Below are 19,955 nucleotides of genomic sequence, written 5' to 3'. Positions count from 1 at the left end.
ATTATTAAAACACTTTCATACCATTATAAAAAAGTAAAGATAGAACTTTCCCCTATATGTCCCAAATAAAGGCAAGTAAATAGAACATCTCGTTAAATCTATAAAAAAGAAAGGCTCTAAATATAAATATACTTAGAGCCTTAACAAGAATTAGTAAAACAACCTTATTTCTTTAATTTAAGCTTCTTCCTAACTTTAGATTTCATCCTAGCCTGTTCAGCATCTGTAAAGAAACCTTCCATATCATCTAAAATCGGGTCAAGATACTTTATTAGTGGTTCAGAGGTACCATCATTATATTTAATGAACACGTCTATAGAGCCTTCATAGTCCCCCTCTTCAAAAAACAACTCCCCAACTAAGCTATTGGAAGGATGCTGCTTGAACTTAGCATTTACATATTTATTCATCCTTTCAACTTCACTTCCTTCATGATCGCTATCCATACCTTGTACATCCATATCTGCTTTAAAAACAAGTTCATTATACCTGATAGATGTAGAGGCATTTAGAACGTCACCCTCATCAATACCACCATTATCGAAGGTTGCTTTATTTGAGGTAGTAAAGAACTCACCAGAACCATCTTTTGAGAAAGATGTATTCATTTCAACTTTATTGTTTTGGTTTTTAAACTCAAAAGTACTTGTGAAAGGCTTTAAGTATAAAGTATAATCAACATTAACCGGCTCTCCATCGCTGTTGTAAGTAGCATCAAAGTCTACAGAAGCATAACGGGTACCATCAAGTTTTAAGCTAAAGCCAATTTTTGATGGCCAGTCATCTCCCTGTACAGACTGTGTTTCATATGCAGTCCAAGTAAATGTCGCATTATTGATAGGATTATCGGCAGGTGCTGGAAAGTGAAGGATCAACCTTTCATGGTCTCTAATTTTTTCCCATTCCCCATTTACCAACTCCCACTCTCCTGACATATCTTCCAAGCTTGTTACAGGTTCATCTGCAAAAGATTTCTGGTTTGGTGTAAAATACTGCTTAAAAGCTTTGGCCTTTGTTTTTGCCTTTGCTCTAAAGTCAGTATTACTAACTGTCCTTTTGCTAAACTCAGAAAAATCATCTTCCCCAATATTGTTGGCAAGGGTAACAATTGCATCTGCACCTTCTGAGTTTAATAGTTCAGAAAGGTCAGCCTGCATTTCACGACTGGTACGTTCAAGCAAGTTTTGGCTTTGCTCAGCAGGAAGGTCTCCTCCGTTGCCATTGCCATTACCGTTGCCATTTTCATCTTTGTCTTTTTTACAAGCAGTACCCACAACTAGTCCAGCCATGAGCACAAAACATAAAAACCTTTTTTTCATTATCCTTTAAACATTATTTCCTAATAATAAAATTAAGTGATTTTTTGCTCCTAACATTCAGTCTTACAGTTTTTCTTCTCTTAGGATGGAAACTTCTTATAATATTAATATTCAAGCATTAAAAAATCATTTTTTAACAAATTTGAAAACCTTGCTTCGAAAAATTATAACAGAAACCCAAGCTCATAAACTGAACTAAAAAAATGTCATGAATCACAACCTTTCCCATGAACAAAAAATGCCTATAACAGTTTAAATAAAAGAAAATTTTTCACCTAATACCCTTTTTGATTATGCAAAAGATTTTTGGACTAATATTGACAATCTTGGTTATTTCAGCATGTCAGTCACATCATAAAGATACCATAGGATCGATTCAAGACCCTACGTATATCACAAGCGACAGATACCAGTTCTACAAAGATTGTTTAGACCCCATGCAAGTAGACCATGATGCGGTATGTACACAAGAACATGATCCAGTATGTGGATGCGACAGAAGGACTTACCCTAATGCGTGTCATGCGGAAAAAGCTGGTGTATTAAAATATGAGAAAGGGCCATGCCCAGAAGCAGAGGCACATGGAGCTGCTCATTAACTAGGGCGCACTGAAAAACGTCCAAAACATTGATCTATTACTATCTGTATATATTATTATAAGGTACAGGCGCAAGCGTTTATCGGTAATTTCTTACTTTTTCCGTGTGTACAGTAAATTGAGAAGTTTTTAATCAACACTTTTTTGGACTAGCCACAAGCGCACAATCTACTTTATGGCCTTACATTCGAAGTACTACAATACGTCTTCATGTAAGGCTATGCGTATCTTGCACACTTGTGACTTTTTCAGCAAGCCCTAACTAAGCTACCAAGCTAAACTAGCATTACGCTTATGTAGAGATGTTGTACAGAATGTCTCTACTCCTTATTTACCCAGCTTTCACTACTTTACCTGCTTCCTTTTTATAATAGGCACAAAAATCTGTCAGGGGGCATTTTTCACATTCAGGTTTACGTGCCTTGCAGATATAGCGCCCGTGCAGGATAAGCCAATGATGGCTTTTATGGATAAGTTCTTCAGGAATGTGTGCGACCAATTGTTTTTCTACTTCCAAAGGGGTTTTAGCTTTGGCGTCAACTAAACCTATTCTTTTTGCTACACGAAACACATGCGTATCCACTGCCATGGTAGGCTGATTAAAAATCACAGAAGCTATAACATTTGCCGTTTTTCTACCGACCCCAGGCAGCTTTTGAAGATCAGAAACAGAAGCAGGTACTTGGCTGTTAAATTCCCCAACCAGCAATTGCGCCATGCCCAACAGATGTTTTGCTTTGTTATTGGGGAAAGATATGCTTTTAATATATTCAAAGATTTCCGCCACAGAAGATTTGGCCATAGCTTCAGGTTCGGGAAACCTCTCGAACAAAGGAGGAGTGACAATATTGACTCTTTTGTCAGTACACTGAGCACTCAAAATAACAGCCACTAAAAGCTCATAAGGATTGGTATAATTAAGTTCCGTTTCCGGTTCAGGAAAGTTTTCAGTAAAATAGCTAAGGAATTTACCGTACCGTTCTTTTTTTCTCATAGTTAAAGCAAAAAGGCGATACATGCCATAGAAAAAGCATGTATCGCCTAAATTAATACTTAAAGGTTATATTTCAAACCAGTCATAAGCAGGTAATGTCAAGATGTATGAACCCGGAAGTTTCTTGAATAACTGAGAATCCGGTCAGTACACCTGTCGGAGGGGCCCAGTCTAAGTCCTGCAATACTTTCTCTGAGCGCTTCTACCTCATGGTAGAATTCCAGCAGCTCATCATTCATCAGAATAGCGCTGTTTATTTCGTGTTTTTCTGAGTTTTCTACATCGTCATAAACAAATCTGATTACGTCAGTCGTGGTAAAAGTTTTTGTCATAGGCTATATTGTGTTTCTCAAGTTTCTTCCGAAGGTTGATGAGCGCATACCTCATTCTTCCGAGAGCGGTATTAATGCTCACACCAGTGGCTTCGGCAATTTCCTGAAAACTCATATCAGCATAATGCCTCATGAGCAACACTTCTTTCTGAGCCTCGGGTAAAGTTTGTATCATTTCCCTGAGAATAGAATGTGTTTCATTCTTAATTTTCACAGTTTCCATAGAACCCTCCGAAAAACTCAGCGAGTTAAAGATATTACTACCATCCTCCATGACAATGGTAGGATACCTCTTTTCTCTGCGGAAGTAGTCAATGGCCAGGTTGTGCGCAATACGTACAATCCATGGCAGGAACTTGCCCTCTTCATTATAACTACCAGATCTTAATTTGTTTATTGCTTTTATAAAAGCTTCCTGCATAAGATCTTCGGCGACGTACTGATCCTTAACTATAAGATAGATGGTTGAATAAACTTTTGTCTTGTGACGCTTTAGGAGCACAGCAAAAGCATCTTCGTTACCCTGGATATATAGCGACACAAGTTTTGCATCACTTATAACATTTTCTTTCATTAATATATCGCATTTGGTTAACGTAGAGCTTTATATCATATTGTTCTGTTTAGGTGAGAAAATTATTTAAAATAGCCTTAAAAGCTTTAATAAACTTTTAATATATGGCTGCATTTTATCTTAATTTCTACAAATATATACATATATATTGTACAATCCAAATATGTTTAAAAAAAATTAAAAAAAATTTTCATTTCATTTTAATTTGATGTTATTATGTTGTTACACTATTAAGTGAAAAGAAAGATATACCGTGCAAAATAACATATCAGAGAAAATAGTTCCAGAAAAGGCCGATCCGAAGCAATTTATTATCATAAAAGGTGCCAAAGTTAACAACCTTAAAAATATTACTGTCGCCATTCCTAGAAACAAGCTTGTCGTGGTTACAGGCCTCTCGGGGTCTGGGAAATCATCTTTAGCATTTGATACACTCTTTGCTGAAGGACAGCGTATGTACGTTGAAAGCCTCAGCTCTTATGCAAGGCAGTTTCTAGGACGAATGGAGAAGCCAGAGGTGGAATACATAAAAGGTATAGCCCCTGCCATTGCCATTGAACAAAAAGTAAATACCAGAAATCCTAGATCTACAGTAGGTACTACCACCGAAATTTATGATTATCTAAAACTTCTATTTTCTAGAGTAGGCCGCACGTACTCCCCTGTGTCGGGCGAAGAGGTAAAAAGAAATACTGTCTCTGACGTAATTGATTTTATACACTCTTTCGAGGAAGGTGAAAAAGTTATGATCCTCTGTCCCCTAAACCTAAAAGAAGATCGTGAATTAAAAGAAGAACTTGCCCTCCTTCTTCAAAAAGGCTTTTCGAGAATATACGCAGGGGACACCTTACATTATATTGAAGAAACGGATGCAAGCAATTTAGAAAAAGAAAATATTTATATTCTTATAGACCGAAATGTGGTCAGAAAAGACGATGAAGAAACCCAGTTTAGGTTAGCAGACTCTATACAAACGGCATTTTTTGAAGGTGAAGGCAGCTGCAGGGTCATTATCCCAGGCAAAGCGGATAAAGACTTTTCGGATAAATTTGAACTTGACGGCATTGTTTTCGAAGAACCCAATGTCAACTTTTTCAGTTTTAACAATCCTTATGGTGCCTGTCGCACATGTGAAGGCTTTGGCAGTGTACTTGGCATAGACGAGGATTTGGTGATACCTGACAAAAGCCTTTCTGTATATGAAGGCGCAATTGCGCCATGGCGAAGTGAAAAAATGAGCGAATGGGCCGCGCCTTTATTGAAAAAAGGCGTATTGTTCGACTTCCCGATTCATCGGGCATGGCAAGACCTTGATCCGCACCACCAAAAATTGATATGGACCGGCAATGAATATTTCCAAGGGCTAAATGATTTTTTCAAACACCTAGAATCACAAACACACAAAATACAATACCGTGTACTGCTTTCCCGCTATCGTGGCAGAACAGTTTGCCCAGACTGCCGTGGTACAAGGCTCAGAAAAGATGCACTCTATGTTAAAATTGATAATACTTCCATTGCGGATATTGTCCTTAAACCAATTTCAGAAGTAGTACCTTTTTTTGACAACTTAAAACTTACGGATTACGAACATAAAGTAGCGGATAGGATTATCACAGAAATTTCAAGCAGGCTGGAATTCCTTACCAAAGTAGGCCTTGAATATTTGACCCTAAACAGACTTACCAATACATTGTCTGGTGGAGAGTTCCAACGCATAAAACTTGCAACTTCCTTAGGTAGCGCTTTGGTGGGTTCTATGTACATATTGGATGAACCGAGCATTGGTCTACACCCAAGAGATACAGGCAAAATGGCAGAGGTGCTACGTTCCCTAAAAGCGATGGGCAATTCAGTGATTGTAGTAGAGCACGAAGAGGAGGTAATGCGGATTGCTGATGAAATCATCGACATTGGCCCTGACGCTGGAAGTCACGGCGGTGAACTGGTTTTCCAAGGCACCTTAGAAGAAATGCTTAATTCTGATACCCCTAGTCACACGGCTAAGTATTTAAAAGGCGAAGAAAAAATTGAAACGCCCTCTTTCCGTAGGTCATGGACAAATTTTATTGAAATAAAAGGCGCAAGGGAAAACAATCTTAAAAACGTTGATGTAAAAATACCACTAAACGCGCTTACTTTTATAACCGGGGTAAGTGGATCAGGAAAATCTACGCTGATCAAAAAAATCTTGTTTCCTGCCATGAAGAAAATGCTGGGACAAGTGAGCGATGCCAATGGAAAATTTGATCGTTTGGAAGGGTCTATAAGTCAGGTGGCCCAAATTGAATTTGTAGACCAAAACCCCATTGGTAAATCCTCAAGGTCTAACCCTGTAACATATATTAAAGCTTACGACGTAATCAGAAGCTTGTATGCAGAACAACCACTAGCGAAAATGCGTGGCTATAAACCAGGTTTCTTTTCGTTCAATGTTGACGGCGGAAGGTGTGAGATTTGCCAGGGCGAAGGGACTGTGAAGGTAGAAATGCAGTTTATGGCTGACATATTCCTCAAATGCGAAGGCTGCAATGGGCAAAGATTCAAACAAGAGGTGCTGGAAGTTACCTATAAAGACAAAAACATCTACGAAGTATTAGAGATGACCGTAGATGATAGCCTGGAATTCTTCAAAGAACAGCCTAAATTGATAGAGAAGCTACAACCGCTTTCGGACGTTGGTTTAGGATATATCAGACTTGGCCAGTCATCCAACACGCTTAGTGGTGGAGAAGCACAGCGGGTAAAACTTGCTAGCTTCCTTAGCAAAGGCGCAGCATCGGCAGAAAAGATCTTGTTTATATTTGACGAACCTACTACCGGATTGCATTTCCACGACATCAAAAAACTATTAGGGGCCATTAACGCTTTAGTAGATCAAGGAAACTCTGCTGTAATTATTGAGCATAACATGGAGATGATCAAGTGTGCTGATTGGATTATAGATCTTGGTCCAGAAGGAGGAGATAAGGGAGGTCATATAAATTTTGCAGGAGTGCCTGAGGACTTTGTAAAATTAGAAAACAACCATACAGCAAGATACCTTCGTGAAAAACTTTAAAACGGCCAGTCATTATACAAAACGTTCATACAAAGCAGGACTTCCCCCTGGGTCTATGGTCACTGCTGAAAATAAGCGTGAGAAGTCACGTCTGACACTATTTACCTATAATGCTGACGAGCATAAAGAACAAGAGATAGAAGACCCTGCACAAGCAGCAGAGGCGCTGTCATTAGAACAAACCGTATGGCTCAATATCGATGGATTGGCGGACCCAGAGGTGTTAGAAAAAACTAGTAAAGTCTTTGGACTTCACTCCCTGCTCATGGAAGACATCGTGACCACGGATCAACGGCCAAAGGCAGAGGAGCATGAAAACTACTTTTTTGTAGTAGTACGAATGCTAAGCTATAACAAAGCCCTACAATTAATTCAGTCTGAACAGGTAAGCATGATATTAGGCAAAAATTTCGTGCTTACTTTTCAGGAAAAAGAAGGTGACTTATTTGACCCCATTCGGGAAAGGATTAGGAAAGGAAAAGGGCGAACCGTGCGCAATGGGGCAGATTACCTACTTTATTCATTGCTTGACATTATTGTAGATCATTATTTCGTCATTCTTGAAAATACGGGAGAAAGTATTCTACAGTTAGAGGAGGATATCATCAGTAGCCCTGATACCCGAAAGCTGCGGAAACTGTACAGTTTAAAACGGGAAATGAACTACCTCCGAAAATCTGTGTGGCCATTAAGAGAGGTGATTGGTCGCATGGAAAGGGAAGATGGCTTTTTTAACAACCCTTTTCTCATAGTTTATATAAGAGATATTTACGACCATACGATACAGGTCATAGAAACTATAGAGTCTAACCGGGAGACACTTTCCAGCCTCATGGACCTTTACCTCTCTGGTATAAGCAATAAGACAAATGCTATCATGAAGGTGCTGACCATTATCTCCACCATCTTCATCCCACTAACGTTTATTGTTGGAATTTATGGAATGAACTTCGACAACATGCCTGAACTGCATTGGCAACACGGGTATTTTTTTGTCTTAGGCGTCATGTTCCTGATTTCCATAGGAATGATTGCTTTTTTCAAGAAAAAAGGGTGGATGTGACTACCCTACCGTAAATCCGATTTCCTATCGGGTCAGGAAAACCTCTTTTACCGACCTAAGCTGAAAGACAGCCTTGATCAGTGAAACAGCTATGCCGATAAAAAATCGGCACTACAGTAAATACGATTTCTTGTCGGGGCAATGAACACAATAATTATTGAGATGAGCTAAAAGAAAGAGCTAACCGCCGAAGCAACCATGCCCTCCAGTAGATCCGATTTCCTATCGGATCAGGAAAACCTCTTTTACCGACTAAAGTAAAGATAGTCTTAGTCACTGAAAGTAGCTATGCCGATAAGAAATCGGCACTACTTTAAGTCCGAACCCTTTATCAGATCAGGAAAACCACTTTCACTGAGCTAAGTTGAAGGACACTCCTAATCGCCGAAGTAACCATGTCGATAAAAAATCGGCACTACAATAAAACCAATTCCTTTCGGATCAGTGAGCAGTACATTTAGTGAGTTGAGCTAAAAGAAAGAGCTAACCGCCAAAGGCAACTATGCCCTACCGTAGATCCGATTTCTTATCGGATCAGGAAAACCACTTTCACTGAGCTAAGTTGAAGGACACTCCTAATCGCTGAAGTACCATGCCGATAAAAATCGGCACTACAATAAACATGAGCTCCTTTTCGAATCAACGATCAGTAAATTTAGTGAGTTGAGCTAAAAGGAAGAGCTAATCATTGAAGTAACTACTCCTACCGTAGATCCGATTTCCTATCGGATCAGGAAAACCACTTTTACTGACCTAAGTTATAGGACAGGCCTAATCGCCGAAGTACCATGCCGATAAAAAATCGGCACTACAATAATCATGAACTCCTTTCGGACCAACGATCTGTACATATATTGAGATAAGCTGAAAGACAGAGCTAATCGCCAAAGGCAACTATGCCCTACCGTAGATCCGATTTCTTATCGGATCAGGAAAACCACTTTCACTGAGCTAAGTTGAAGGACACTCCTAATCGCTGAAGTACCATGCCGATAAAAATCGGCACTACAATAAACATGAGCTCCTTTTCGAACCAACGATCAGTAAATTTAGTGAGTTGAGCTAAAAGGAAGAGCTAATCATTGAAGTAACTACTCCTACCGTAGATCCGATTTCCTATCGGATCAGGAAAACCACTTTTACTGACCTAAGTTATAGGACAGGCCTAATCGCCGAAGTACCATGCCGATAAATCGGCACTACAATAAAATCAATTTCTTTCCGATCAATGATCAATAAATTTTTGAGCTAAGCTAAAAGGAAGAGCTAATCATTGAAGTAACTACTCCTACCGTAGATCCGATTTCCTATCGAATCAGGAAAACCTCTTTTAGTGGCCTAAGCAAAGATAGCCTTAATCGCCGAAGCAACCATGCCTCTACCGTAGATCCGATTTCCTATCGGATCAGGAAAACCTCTTTTACTGACTAAGTTGAAAGACAGTCCTAACCGCCAAAGATACCAATGCCGATAAAAAATCGGCACTACATATAGAGCTAATTAGACTCCAACTGATATTAACTCTTTAAAATTAAATCATTTAGAAGTAAATTTCCCCCATGAATTAATTTTTAAATATTTTTTTCCATGTATAAACCTTTTTACAGACGTAACCTTCCTCACATTCAACCAAAAGATGGTATATTTTTCATCACTTACAGGCTATATGGGTCTTTACCAAAACAAGTTCATGATTCACTGAAACAAGAAATAGAGCTTCTAAAAAAAATTAAAGCAAAACATAGCAAGCCACATCATGATAACTTATTTGAGAAATATGAAACCTTTTTAGACAAGGCAACATATGGCCCTGTATGGCTAAAACAAAAAGACATAGCAAAAATTGTTGCAAATTCGTTCCACTACCTAGATAGTAAAGACTACAGGCTTATCTGTTATACAGTTATGGCAAACCACGTCCATCTTATCATAGACAAATGCCAACGCCCGTTATATAAAATTTTACAATCATTGAAAAGACACACAGCTATTAAATGCAATGCAATGCTTAGAAGGGAAGGCGTTTTTTGGCAAAAGGAAAGTTATGACAATTTGATAAAAAACATGGAGGATCTTGCGAACAAAATAAACTACACACTAGACAACCCTGTTAAAGCTGGTTATGTAAAATGTAGAGAGGATTATGAGTTTTCGTATTGCAATCCAATATTTTTGAAATACTTATAACATTTGCGTTACCATGCGATAAAGCAGAAAGTAACTATTCCATGGTAAAAAGTCATACCGATAAGAAATTACCCTTACCGTAGATCCGATTTCTTATCGGATCAGGAAGTCCTATTTTACTGGCCTAAGTAAAGATAGCCCTAATCGCCGAAGTAACCATGCCGATAAAAAATCGGCACTACAATAAACATGAACTTCTTTCGGATCAACGATTAGTACATTCATTGAGATGAGCTGAAAGACAGAGCTAATCGCCAAAGGCAACCATGCCCTACCGTAGATCCGATTTCCTATCGGATCAGGAAAACCTCTTTTACTGACCTAAGTTGAAAGATAGTCCTAACCGCCGAAGTAACCATGCCGATAAAAAATCGGCACTACAGTAAACATGAACCTTTTCGGACCAACGATCAGGACATTCATTGAGATGAGCTGAAAGACAGAGTTAATCGCCAAAGGCAACTATACCCTACCGTAGATCCGATTTCCTATCGGATCAGGAAAACCACTTTTACTGACCTAAGTAAAGATAGCCCTAATCGCCGAAGTAACCATGCCGATAAAAAATCGGCACTACAATAAACATGAACTCCTTTCGAACCAACAATTAGTCCATTCATTGAGATAAGCTGAAAGACAGAGTTAATCGCCAAAGCAGCTATCCTTACCGTAGATCCGATTTCCTATCGGTTCAGGAAAACCTCTTTTAGTGGCCTAAGTTGAAAGACAATCCTAATCGCCGAAGTACCATGCCGATAAAAAATCGGCACTACGGTAAAGGTTTAACTTTTATTTAAAATGAAGTAGTTCCATCTCAAAAATAAGCTCACTATCAGGAGGAATTTCATAATTTGAGTCATCAAATTCATCTCTTACACCACGCTTTCCATAAGCCAAATGTGCCGGAACAATTAATACACCAATTTCACCCCTCCTCATTAGAGTGACACCTTCTTCCCAACCCGGAATCACCTGCTGTTTCCCGATTTTAAACTTAAAAGGTCTACCGTTTCTGCTGGTATCAAACACTTTCCCGCTGGGAAGCTCACCTCGGTAATGCACGGTAACCTTGTCTCCCTTTTTAGGTTTTTCCCCATCCCCTTTTTTAAGCACGACATATTTCAAGCCAGTAGATGTCACAATGGTATCAGTAAAGGTTCCATCTGTAGCATACGTGGAGTAAGAGAAAAAAAGGAATGCGAAAATGATAGTGTAATTTTTCACAATTGGTATTTTCATTTTATGATATCTGTTAATTCAGTAGAAGGACTCTACATTATAAAGATAAGAAATCTTATAAGAAAAAGCACTTTTAGGACATGTGTTCGCCTAAAGTGCTTTTGTGAAATGTTAGATTAGTAGATTTTGGAAAGTTAAGCGCTACTCTTGAACGGCGACCAACTCGACTTCAAAGACGAGCGGGCTATCAGGAGGTATAGTAGTACCGGCGCCTTCAGCACCGTATCCCAAATAAGAAGGCACTACCAAAATGGCCTTTTCGCCTTGCTCAAGCTTAGCGATCCCGATATCCCATCCAGAAATAACCTCTCCTTTGCCTAATGTGAAAACCATAGGCTCTTCCTTCTCATAGGAGTTGTCAAACACTTGTCCGTTCACAAGTTTGCCTATGTAGTGAACAGCTACACGTTGACCTTCCTCAACTTTTTCGCCATTACCTTTCTTTTTCCTTACCATGTAAAGTCCAGAAAGATCTTTCTCTACCTCAAATATTTTATTGTTCCTAAGGTAAGTATTTATTTGCTCTTCATTTTCAAGTTTTACCCGAAGCTCTTCGACTTCTTTATCCCTTTCCAGCTCATCTTCAGAAACCACTTTATCAACCTTCACATCAAAAACCACCTTATTATTCTCTAAACCACTTGGCTTGGGCGCACCAAAAGATTTTTCATATAACGAATCGGCATCTACATGAAAAGAAGCACTATCTCCTTCGGCCAGATAAGTAAGACCTTCTTCAAAACTACCTTCAAAAGGAATTTCATCCAGAACCATGTTAAGAGCAACACCTTCTTTCCAGGTATCCCGCAGCACTTCATCTCCAGCCTTTAAGCGCATATGAAAGACAACAGCATCGTTCAAAGCTATGTTTTTACGAGTTCCCTGTTTATGCACTTTATATTCCAGCCCCGAAGCTGTACGGGCAAAATCATCGTCTCCCCCATTCCCTACCATAGAGGACTGGCATGATACTAACATACCAATAACTACCGGAAATAAAAACTTAGCTTTCTTTCTCATTTTCTAACCTCTAAAATTTCTACATCAAAAATTAAAGGAGCGTTTTTAGGGATTAGAAATTTATCATGGTCAGATGGGTCAGGTATTCCAATGTCCATATATGCCAATGAAGAAGGGATAAGAATTTGCCCTTTGTCACCTTCGCCAAAATAAGTAATCACATCATCCCAGCCAGGGATAACCTCGCCTATTCCCAATACAAAGTCAAAAGGAGCACGTCCTTCTGAAGTATCAAAAACTTTTCCATCAAGAAGCCTTCCTGTATAGTGGACTACCAAAGTATCACCCGGCTCAGCTTTAGCATTTCCGGCGCGTTCTGATATAGTATAGTACACACCATGCTTAGACTTCTCCATGTCCAGGTTGTTATCTTTCATGAACTCTTTCATAATCCGCTCATCGACCTTCATCTGTTTTTGTATAGAAGCCGAATCTAAAAGCGCATCCATAAAGTTTTCAACCTGCAAAATCTTGTTTTGTTTCTCTGCCTCTAATTGCTGATGGTATTTTTCCATTTCGGCAGCCACTTCTTCGCGAGAATATATCTTATGAAGCTTTAGGTTAAAAGTCAGTTCACTACCTTCGGATAAGAAGTCAGGCCTTTCGCGATTAAGGTTTACCAAAAAGAAGGAGTCTGCATTAATTTTAAAAGAAGCACTGTCCCCTGGCGACATCATCATAAACCCTTCTTCAAGGCCTCCTTTAAATTTGGGAGTTGTAACTTTGGCACTGGTCTTAACAGAGTGCTCTAGCAAAGAGTCTCTCTCATCCCATATTTTAACATCCATTTTGACAGCTTCACCCAATGTAGCAGGTGCGCCAGCAGAATCTACAAAAAACTTATACTTCAGACCAGTCTCTGTTGCTTGATAGCCATTTTCATTTTTACAGGCATAAAAAAAGAGCGGCAGGAGCGCGAGAACACTTAACTTTTTTAACATAACTGATTTTCATGTTTATTTCCAGAAACGAGCGTACCCTTGTATTCTGGTAGAAGGGAAACAAATTTTTCTACGGTTTCATTCAATCCAACATTAGATTTTCCGCCAGCCGCATTTTTATGCCCCCCGCCTTCGAAGTGCTTACGGGCAAAATCATTAACAGAAAACTCGCCTTTAGAGCGAAAAGAAAGTTTCACAGCATCTTCGCGTTCTATGATAACGGCTGCGAAAACGACATTTTCCAATGAAAGTGCATAATTTACCAAACCCTCCGTATCGCCAGTTTGAGACCCAAAATCAATAAGCTCTTGCTGGCTTACATAAATATAAGCCGTACAGTACTCAGGGAGGACTTCCAACTTGTTCAACAACATATGCCCCAAAAACCTCAACCTTTGCTCTGAATTGTTTTCATAAATTAGTCGGTGTACCTTAGAAATATCTACGCCCATATTAATAAGGTCAGCAATAATTAAGTGTACCTCTTTGGTAGTTGTAGGATGCCGGAAAGAGCCTGTATCGGTCATAATACCTGCGTAAATACATTCTCCCATAGGAATGTCCATCAGGTTTTTCTCATCCATCCGCATTATAAACTTAAAGATCAACACTGCTGTAGCAGCCGCATTAACGTCCCAATAAGCATAATCCGCAAAATCTTCTGGTTCTAAGTGATGATCGATCAAAACCTTAACCCCTTTGGCCTTACCAATAAGTTCTCCCAGTTCATTAATTCTGGAAAGAGCGGAAAAGTCCAGGCAGAAAATTATATCGGCCTGTGCCACCAACCGTGCCGAATAAGCCTCATTTCCTTCATTGTATACAACAACATGCTCATTGCCCTCCATCCAGTGCAAAAATTTAGGATAATCTGTTGGGCTAATAACTGTGGCTTTATGACCTTTCTTGATCAAATAGTTCCACAAAGCTAAAGACGAACCCAAAGCATCAGCATCCGGCTTATGATGTGTCGTGATAACAATATTTTTGGGAGACTGCAGAAGTTCTTTCAGGTCCTTGATCATTTGCATTGTAAAAACCTCGGAAAAGGAATTTTTAGTAATATATCTTTAACAAAAGTGGAAAGATTTTGATTAAAAAACAAAGCAGAAAAACATCCTTATGTAAGGTACTTAATTACTTTGTCTCTACCACTCTCTCAGTACTCATTAAATGTATCTTTTGAAAATGTATGGTTTTCTATATAAATAAACTGGTTTAGCGTAACTTGCCTCCTGTCAATTAAACTTTATTTTCCTTTAAGAGTTGAAAAAGTGCAGAAAATTCACATAATAAAACCTTTATCAATTTTATAATTTACCAAAGTCCCTATTTTTGCGGGAAATAAACCAAAAAGAATACCAAGAACTATGGCAACAAACAGAACTTTTACAATGATCAAGCCTGATGCAGTAGCAGAAGGGCATTCCGGAGCAATTATTAAAATGATCGAAGAAGCAGGCTTTAGATTGGTGGCTGCAAAAATGACCAAACTTTCCGATGAACGTGCAGGGCAGTTTTATGCTGTTCATAAAGAAAGGCCTTTTTACAACGACTTAAAGAAATATATGTCTTCTGGCCACATTTTAGCTATGATCTTGGAAAAAGAAAATGCCGTAGCTGACTTCAGAAAACTTATTGGTGCTACCAATCCAGCAGAAGCTGAAGAAGGAACAATAAGAAAGAAGTTTGCAAAATCATTAGAGGCTAATGCCATTCACGGTTCTGACTCTGACGAAAATGCGGCAATAGAGTCTTCGTTCTTTTTCTCTGCAATGGAGCAATATTAATTTTTTTTTAAAATAAAAAGCCGGTCTACACTAAGTATCCGGCTTTTTATTTTGTAATTTTCAAATACCTCGGTCACCATTTCCCTCCGGCACCTCCACCTCCAAAGCTACCGCCTCCAAAGCCACCAAAACCACCACCAGAAGTTCCGAATCCACCTCCGTTAAAACCACCACCTCCAAAAGCTCCTCCTCCAATAACAGGCCCCATATAAGCCCCTCGGCGTGAGAAAGTAGTAGGCCCCGTATTTCGCCCACGGCCATTATTGCCACCCTTGCTTTTCAAAACCAAAATAATTACAACCAATATTATTACTATCAAAAGGGTATTATTACTATTGTTAGTTGCTTTATCTTTACTACCCCTTTCTGCATAATGTTCCCCAAAAGCATATTGAATAATGGCCGTGGTGGCCTGGTCAATACCCTCATAGTATTTATTTTTCTTAAATGCTGGCTTAATAATATTTTCAACAATGTTTTTAGACCGAGCATCGGTAATAGTTGCTTCCATACCATAACCCGTAGCAATAAAGACTTCACGAGACTCCTTAGACACAAGGATCAGCAGGCCATTATTCTTTCCTTTTTGACCCACCTTCCAGTACTCACCAAGTGCAGGAGCAAATGAAGAAGCAGGCTCTCCACCTAGGTCATTCATAATTACCACAGCAATTTGAGTAGACGTAGAGTCATGATAAGTCCGCAACTTCTTTTCCAAAACTTCGCGTTCGCCAGGCTGCAACAATTTAGCATAGTCGTTCACCAATCGTGGCGGGTTTTCAGGCTTGGGAAAACGGCTGTTATCGGCCAAGCAAACCACGACGGAAAGCAAAAGCAAGGAAAGTAAAGTTATGTTTTTAATATGTTTCATCAACCTTTATTAATGCCCGAAAGAAATATCATCGGGGAGTTCGTTAATATCATCTTCCTGTACTGGAAAATGTTCTTTAAGTTGTTTGCCAGAAGCCTCTATTCCAGCACAAAGTCCCTCGGCAAGCAGTCCCTTTATGAAGTAACCAGTCATCATATCTATAATCTTCTCCCAGAAGTCGTCAGGTACGACATTATTGATACCCTCGTCTCCGAGAATAGCAAACTTATGATCTTCGACAGCGAGATAAAAGAGCACCCCATTGCGAAGCTTGGTGTTTTGCATGTTTAGCGCCGAGAAAACCTCTGCAGCACGATCTAAAACTTCACCATTGCAATAGTTCTCTATATGTACCTGCACCTCACCTGAGGTTTTATTTTCTGCCGTCTTGATAGAGTTAACAATTGCGACTTTCTGTTCTTCTGTAAAAAAATCCTTGGCCATAATACGATCAGAATTTTACATCAGGGGCATGCTCAGCACCCTCTTTGATTGCCTGAAAATAAGCACGGGCTTCAAAATTAAACCACCCTGCATAAATAACGTTTGGGAATTTACGTATATGACTGTTATAATTTTTAACAGCCTCATTAAATTTCATGCGTTCTACTGTTATACGGTTTTCCGTACCTTCCAACTGAGACTGCAACTCTAAGAAATTTTGGTTCGCTTTGAGTTCGGGGTAATTTTCTGATATGGCCATCAAGCGGTTAAGTGCGGAAGAAAGACCCGACTGTGCCTGTTCAAACTTTTTCAAGTTTTCCTCCGACAGATTCTCAACATTCAGGTTGACAGCAGTAGCCTTTGCCCTTGCTTCAACTACACCAGTCAAGACATCCTTTTCATGGGCGGCATACCCTTTCACAACTTCTACAAGGTTAGGGATTAAATCGGCTCTACGTTGATAAACATTTTCTACTTGAGCCCACTTGGCATTCACATCTTCTTGCTTATCTACCATAGAATTATAACCACACGAGGTCATAAAAACAGCAGTAAACAAAACTATTAGATTTATAAGATATCTTTCCATCGTTTTTATAAATATTTAAAAGTAAAATTAACAAAAAACCATTAGCATAAACACTTCCTCCCTCCTTTCAGGTTCCTCTATAATTTAATGTAGTTCATCGTTTAATATTGTCTAGCTTAAAAAAAAGATTAATTTGCATGTCAAAACTGTTTGTTATCTGATTATTACAGCAAAATGTATACCTACGAATACCCCCACCCTGCAGTAACTGTTGATTGTGTTATTTTTGGTTATGCAGGGAATAAATTAAATGTACTGTTAATAAAAAGAAAAGGAGAGCCATACAGAAGTCACCTGGCGCTTCCTGGAGGATATCTTGACTTAACAGAAACATGCGAAGCTGCCGCAGCCAGAGAACTGAAAGAAGAAACTGGACTGGAAACATCGCTTACCCAACTGCATACTTTTAGTGACGTACACCGCGACCCAAGGGAAAGAACTATTTCTGTAACCTACTATGGTGAGGTCAGTATGAAGGAAGTAGATATTGTTGCAGGCGACGACGCTGAAGAGGTAGACTGGTTTCCGGTATACAACCTACCTGAAAAAATAGCTTTTGACCATAAGAAAATCATTGAACATGCCGCAGCATATTTGAGGGAAAAAACACGAACAGGACCAGTAGGCTTACAACTATTGACAGAATATTTTCGTTTCAATGATGTCCATAAAATGTATGAAGCAATCCTAAACAGAAAGCTTAACAGAATCTTGTTCAAGAACAAAATCGACAGGATGGGACATTTGCTTAAAACTGAGGAAAATGTAACCAGAAATCCTATTCTCAAATTCAATACAGAACTATACAATAAGTTGCTTGAGGAAGGATACCACCTTACACTGGACTAGACAATTGCTATGAAAAAAAATAAGGCACTACTGATCATTGCACTGCTCTTTACCGGCTTAATGATATACCTGACCATAGATATGGCCAACCGAACGGTAAAACCTTGGGACAAAAACAAAAACAATGTAATGGAAAAGTACAAAGTGAAGTAGTGGCCGCTTATTTTAATGCCATAAATTAATAAAAGCTACATTGGCACAACCACTTCATATCTAAAAGCCCATTTCCAGCTAATGGAAAAATCTTTATAGCCAGCGGCATGTATAATGCTGCTTAGCTCGTTTTTTCTGAACGCCCGCAAAACAGAAACCCCTGCATCGTGCCGGACCATCGGAGAGCGGGACAAAACAGAGGTAAGTACGTTGATGGAATGATAAGCAAACCAATGCCGGTGTAGATCATTGATCAGCAAACCTAACCTGGACTGCGACCCTAGCTGCCGCAACATAGAAACCAATTGTTTATCATTAAAATGGTGGCAAAAAAGTGTGGACATAATGATGTCAAACTTCCTTTGACGGAACTCTTCTGAAAAAATATCCGCACAAATATATTCTATTTGTGGCATATCGGCTGTATTGGCTTTAGCATAGCGGATAATATCATGGTTGGCGTCTACACCATAAAGCTTCACGTTCAGTCCATGCTTTTGCGCCCATTGAAATACAAGTTTTAAGGTATCTCCACCACCGCAACCAATATCTGCAATGGTAACCTCCTGCAATTTATCGACCCTCTTCAACAGTTTCTTTAAGCCTCGTATGGTCACATTGTCACCACCCAACCAGTAATTAATTTTTTGAAGTTCTTTTAATGTCTGGTCAATTACCTCTCCACTAGAAGAAAGATCGTCCATTATCTCCTTCTTATCAGACCTTTGATTGAATATACCCATGTAGTTTGCCTTTTTTATGGTTTATATTACTATTATAGTTAGGCACAAAGTTCATAACCATGCTTTCCAAGGTGAGGCCAGGACCAAAGGCCATAGCCAAAATCTTTTGAGGGGAAGAACAATCTTGCTGCTCTTGCAAAATACGGTGCAAAATAAATAAAATGGTTGCAGAAGACATATTGCCATAATTCCGCATAACCTCCCACGCATAACGATTGTCATTTCTATCTATACCAAACTCTTCTTCAGTCACTTCAAGAATACGTTTTCCTCCTGGGTGGATGGCAAAAAGACCAATCTCTTTAATATGACAAGAGAGTTTATTGACCATTAAGGCAGAGAGCTTGCCAACACCTTTTCGTAACAATTCTGGCACATAAGCCGAAAGCCTCATAGCAAATGCTTGGTTTTGGATTTCCCACGACATATCTCCAGAGCCATCAGGCAAAAGATCGCAAAAACTACTTTGTATTTCTAAAGCCGGCTGTCCATCTGCATGAGACTGTACCAAAGCCGCGGCAGCACCATCAGCGAAAAGTGCATTAGCCAACATCTGTTCTTCCTCAGTCCCGGGTAAGTAGTGAAGCGTGCACAGCTCTACACACACGACCATGACATTAGCCTCAGGATTGGCCGCAACAATAGAACTAGCAAGCTTTAATCCATTGAAAGCTGCATAGCAACCCATAAAATTTACACTCGTACGCTGTACCGAAAATGACAGTCCAAGTTCACGAACAATATCTATATCAAGACCAGGAGCATACATGCCAGTACAACTGACAGTGATTAAATGGGTAATATCTTTCTCGTTTATGTTTTCATGTTCATGAAGGCACTCTTTAATTGCTTGAACACTAAGCAGGGGTGCATACTGCCGGTATACCTTCATTCTGTCGGATACGTCAGGCTGGCACTGTTTTTCAGATGATTGTGAAAAAAAACGGTACTGTTTGCCAAAATCAGCGAGCACACTATGCCTGTACTTTATGCCAGATGTTCTGTATAAGGCCATTAGGCGTTGCTTTTCTTGCGGGTTCATACCAGCAGACTCAGCCATAAACTCCGCCAAAGCTCCCTGCCGGAAACGGTATGGCGGACAAGAAATTCCGACAGAGGTTATATATCCTGACATATTTTTATTTTCAAATCATAAAGTATTATATTGGATTCGGTAAAAACAGGAA

At 39.3% G+C, this 19,955-nt stretch carries 20 protein-coding genes; 7 read left to right on the top strand and 13 right to left on the bottom strand.

Going from position 1 to position 19,955, the window contains the following annotated elements:
- Positions 1-164 precede the first annotated feature (164 nt).
- Positions 165-1,319: a hypothetical protein gene (locus RCC89_04510; GenBank protein ID WMJ72427.1), complete on the bottom strand. Its 1,155-nt coding sequence runs from the start codon at positions 1,317-1,319 to the stop codon at positions 165-167.
- Between the two features lie 293 nt (positions 1,320-1,612).
- On the opposite strand from RCC89_04510, the gene RCC89_04505 reads away from it, so the two are divergent.
- Positions 1,613-1,918: a Kazal-type serine protease inhibitor gene (locus RCC89_04505; GenBank protein ID WMJ72426.1), complete on the top strand. Its 306-nt coding sequence runs from the start codon at positions 1,613-1,615 to the stop codon at positions 1,916-1,918.
- 331 nt (positions 1,919-2,249) lie between these two features.
- Here RCC89_04505 and nth read toward each other — a convergent pair whose 3' ends face one another.
- The 3 genes from nth to RCC89_04490 form a co-directional block, all read right to left on the bottom strand.
- Positions 2,250-2,912: an endonuclease III gene (gene nth, locus RCC89_04500; protein WMJ72425.1), complete on the bottom strand. Its 663-nt coding sequence runs from the start codon at positions 2,910-2,912 to the stop codon at positions 2,250-2,252.
- A 98-nt stretch (positions 2,913-3,010) separates the two neighbouring features.
- The gene (locus tag RCC89_04495; protein ID WMJ72424.1) at positions 3,011-3,244 is read right to left on the bottom strand and encodes a hypothetical protein; all 234 of its coding nucleotides are present in this window, start codon (positions 3,242-3,244) and stop codon (positions 3,011-3,013) included.
- Positions 3,219-3,818 carry a sigma-70 family RNA polymerase sigma factor gene (locus RCC89_04490; protein WMJ72423.1) on the bottom strand — a complete coding sequence of 200 codons (600 nt, stop codon included), beginning with the start codon at positions 3,816-3,818 and terminating at the stop codon, positions 3,219-3,221. Before RCC89_04490 ends, RCC89_04495 begins: the two co-directional genes overlap by 26 nt.
- 253 nt (positions 3,819-4,071) lie before the next feature.
- Between RCC89_04490 and uvrA the strand changes: the two genes are divergently transcribed.
- From uvrA to RCC89_04475, 3 genes are all read left to right on the top strand, one after another.
- Positions 4,072-6,879 (top strand): excinuclease ABC subunit UvrA, encoded by a 2,808-nt coding sequence (gene uvrA / locus RCC89_04485; protein WMJ72422.1) that lies wholly within the window; start codon positions 4,072-4,074, stop codon positions 6,877-6,879.
- On the top strand, positions 6,866-7,942 hold the full coding sequence (corA, locus tag RCC89_04480) for a magnesium/cobalt transporter CorA (protein ID WMJ72421.1): 1,077 nt from the start codon (positions 6,866-6,868) through the stop codon (positions 7,940-7,942). Before uvrA ends, corA begins: the two co-directional genes overlap by 14 nt.
- Before the next feature lie 1,587 nt (positions 7,943-9,529).
- Positions 9,530-10,129, top strand: a complete 600-nt coding sequence (locus RCC89_04475; GenBank protein WMJ72420.1) for a transposase — start codon at positions 9,530-9,532, stop codon at positions 10,127-10,129.
- 789 nt (positions 10,130-10,918) lie between these two features.
- Here the strand turns inward: RCC89_04475 and RCC89_04470 are convergent.
- The 4 genes from RCC89_04470 to RCC89_04455 form a co-directional block, all read right to left on the bottom strand.
- On the bottom strand, positions 10,919-11,368 hold the full coding sequence (locus RCC89_04470) for an FKBP-type peptidyl-prolyl cis-trans isomerase (protein ID WMJ72419.1): 450 nt from the start codon (positions 11,366-11,368) through the stop codon (positions 10,919-10,921).
- 141 nt (positions 11,369-11,509) lie between these two features.
- Positions 11,510-12,388, bottom strand: a complete 879-nt coding sequence (locus RCC89_04465) for an FKBP-type peptidyl-prolyl cis-trans isomerase (protein ID WMJ72418.1) — start codon at positions 12,386-12,388, stop codon at positions 11,510-11,512.
- Positions 12,385-13,329, bottom strand: a complete 945-nt coding sequence (locus RCC89_04460) for an FKBP-type peptidyl-prolyl cis-trans isomerase (protein ID WMJ72417.1) — start codon at positions 13,327-13,329, stop codon at positions 12,385-12,387. The genes RCC89_04465 and RCC89_04460 overlap by 4 nt, the downstream gene beginning before the upstream one ends.
- A complete protein-coding gene (locus RCC89_04455; GenBank protein WMJ72416.1) occupies positions 13,323-14,360 on the bottom strand; it encodes a bifunctional oligoribonuclease/PAP phosphatase NrnA in 1,038 nt (345 codons plus the stop codon). Before RCC89_04455 ends, RCC89_04460 begins: the two co-directional genes overlap by 7 nt.
- 339 nt (positions 14,361-14,699) lie before the next feature.
- Here RCC89_04455 and RCC89_04450 point away from each other — a divergent pair, with 339 nt between their 5' ends.
- Entirely contained in the window at positions 14,700-15,119 is a 420-nt protein-coding gene (locus tag RCC89_04450) for a nucleoside-diphosphate kinase (protein ID WMJ72415.1), read from the top strand.
- Positions 15,120-15,192: 73 nt separating this feature from the next.
- Here RCC89_04450 and RCC89_04445 read toward each other — a convergent pair whose 3' ends face one another.
- Genes RCC89_04445 through RCC89_04435 form a run of 3 tightly spaced genes read right to left on the bottom strand, consistent with a single transcriptional unit; the run spans position 15,193 to position 17,023 of the window.
- Entirely contained in the window at positions 15,193-15,990 is a 798-nt protein-coding gene (locus tag RCC89_04445; GenBank protein WMJ72414.1) for a TPM domain-containing protein, read from the bottom strand.
- A gap of 9 nt (positions 15,991-15,999) precedes the next feature.
- Positions 16,000-16,434 (bottom strand): TPM domain-containing protein, encoded by a 435-nt coding sequence (locus RCC89_04440; GenBank protein WMJ72413.1) that lies wholly within the window; start codon positions 16,432-16,434, stop codon positions 16,000-16,002.
- Positions 16,435-16,441: 7 nt separating this feature from the next.
- Entirely contained in the window at positions 16,442-17,023 is a 582-nt protein-coding gene (locus RCC89_04435) for a LemA family protein (protein ID WMJ72412.1), read from the bottom strand.
- A gap of 174 nt (positions 17,024-17,197) precedes the next feature.
- Between RCC89_04435 and RCC89_04430 the strand changes: the two genes are divergently transcribed.
- Positions 17,198-17,872 carry an NUDIX hydrolase gene (locus RCC89_04430; protein ID WMJ72411.1) on the top strand — a complete coding sequence of 225 codons (675 nt, stop codon included), beginning with the start codon at positions 17,198-17,200 and terminating at the stop codon, positions 17,870-17,872.
- 9 nt (positions 17,873-17,881) lie between these two features.
- Positions 17,882-18,025 carry a hypothetical protein gene (locus tag RCC89_04425; protein ID WMJ72410.1) on the top strand — a complete coding sequence of 48 codons (144 nt, stop codon included), beginning with the start codon at positions 17,882-17,884 and terminating at the stop codon, positions 18,023-18,025.
- A gap of 35 nt (positions 18,026-18,060) precedes the next feature.
- Here RCC89_04425 and RCC89_04420 read toward each other — a convergent pair whose 3' ends face one another.
- Positions 18,061-18,768: a methyltransferase domain-containing protein gene (locus RCC89_04420; GenBank protein WMJ72409.1), complete on the bottom strand. Its 708-nt coding sequence runs from the start codon at positions 18,766-18,768 to the stop codon at positions 18,061-18,063.
- Positions 18,743-19,903 carry a type III polyketide synthase gene (locus tag RCC89_04415; GenBank protein WMJ72408.1) on the bottom strand — a complete coding sequence of 387 codons (1,161 nt, stop codon included), beginning with the start codon at positions 19,901-19,903 and terminating at the stop codon, positions 18,743-18,745. Before RCC89_04415 ends, RCC89_04420 begins: the two co-directional genes overlap by 26 nt.
- Positions 19,904-19,955 lie beyond the last annotated feature (52 nt).

It is taken from the genome of Cytophagaceae bacterium ABcell3, from assembly GCA_030913385.1.
GTDB lineage: Bacteria > Bacteroidota > Bacteroidia > Cytophagales > Cytophagaceae > ABcell3.
The sequence above is the reverse complement of the archived record's forward strand: the minus strand, read 5'-3'. Positions and strand labels throughout refer to the sequence as shown.